The 1,689-nt window shown below is 52.1% G+C and carries 1 rRNA gene; it reads right to left on the minus strand.

Annotated features, from left to right (window positions below):
- Positions 1-49 precede the first annotated feature (49 nt).
- A 16S ribosomal RNA gene (locus tag AC2A06_RS18495) occupies positions 50-1,591 on the minus strand.
- Positions 1,592-1,689: the final 98 nt, after the last annotated feature.

Below are 1,689 nucleotides of genomic sequence, written 5' to 3' on the forward strand. Positions count from 1 at the left end.
TTCATCAGACAATCTGTGTGAGCACTTCACGCGAAGCAATATCTTTAGGTAAGGAGGTGATCCAACCGCAGGTTCCCCTACGGTTACCTTGTTACGACTTCACCCCAGTCATGAATCACAAAGTGGTAAGCGCCCTCCCGAAGGTTAAGCTACCTACTTCTTTTGCAACCCACTCCCATGGTGTGACGGGCGGTGTGTACAAGGCCCGGGAACGTATTCACCGTAGCATTCTGATCTACGATTACTAGCGATTCCGACTTCATGGAGTCGAGTTGCAGACTCCAATCCGGACTACGACGTACTTTATGAGGTCCGCTTGCTCTCGCGAGGTCGCTTCTCTTTGTATACGCCATTGTAGCACGTGTGTAGCCCTACTCGTAAGGGCCATGATGACTTGACGTCATCCCCACCTTCCTCCGGTTTATCACCGGCAGTCTCCTTTGAGTTCCCGACCGAATCGCTGGCAACAAAGGATAAGGGTTGCGCTCGTTGCGGGACTTAACCCAACATTTCACAACACGAGCTGACGACAGCCATGCAGCACCTGTCTCAGAGTTCCCGAAGGCACCAATCCATCTCTGGAAAGTTCTCTGGATGTCAAGAGTAGGTAAGGTTCTTCGCGTTGCATCGAATTAAACCACATGCTCCACCGCTTGTGCGGGCCCCCGTCAATTCATTTGAGTTTTAACCTTGCGGCCGTACTCCCCAGGCGGTCGATTTAACGCGTTAGCTCCGGAAGCCACGCCTCAAGGGCACAACCTCCAAATCGACATCGTTTACAGCGTGGACTACCAGGGTATCTAATCCTGTTTGCTCCCCACGCTTTCGCACCTGAGCGTCAGTCTTTGTCCAGGGGGCCGCCTTCGCCACCGGTATTCCTCCAGATCTCTACGCATTTCACCGCTACACCTGGAATTCTACCCCCCTCTACAAGACTCTAGCTTGCCAGTTTCAAATGCAGTTCCCAAGTTAAGCTCGGGGATTTCACATCTGACTTAACAAACCGCCTGCGTGCGCTTTACGCCCAGTAATTCCGATTAACGCTTGCACCCTCCGTATTACCGCGGCTGCTGGCACGGAGTTAGCCGGTGCTTCTTCTGCGAGTAACGTCAATGTGATGTGCTATTAACACATCACCCTTCCTCCTCGCTGAAAGTGCTTTACAACCCTAAGGCCTTCTTCACACACGCGGCATGGCTGCATCAGGCTTGCGCCCATTGTGCAATATTCCCCACTGCTGCCTCCCGTAGGAGTCTGGACCGTGTCTCAGTTCCAGTGTGGCTGGTCATCCTCTCAGACCAGCTAGGGATCGTCGCCTAGGTGAGCCATTACCCCACCTACTAGCTAATCCCATCTGGGCACATCCGATGGTGTGAGGCCCGAAGGTCCCCCACTTTGGTCTTGCGACATTATGCGGTATTAGCTACCGTTTCCAGTAGTTATCCCCCTCCATCAGGCAGTTTCCCAGACATTACTCACCCGTCCGCCGCTCGTCACCCAGGGAGCAAGCTCCCCTGTGCTACCGCTCGACTTGCATGTGTTAAGCCTGCCGCCAGCGTTCAATCTGAGCCATGATCAAACTCTTCAATTAAAAGCTTGATTTGCTAAGTTAATAGCGATGCTCAAAGATTACTGCATGAATTTTACTTACATGAGTCACTCTTTAAGACTTGATATTTTTTTGTTGCC

This window comes from Serratia sp. HNCC26DJ244 (assembly GCF_057180565.1).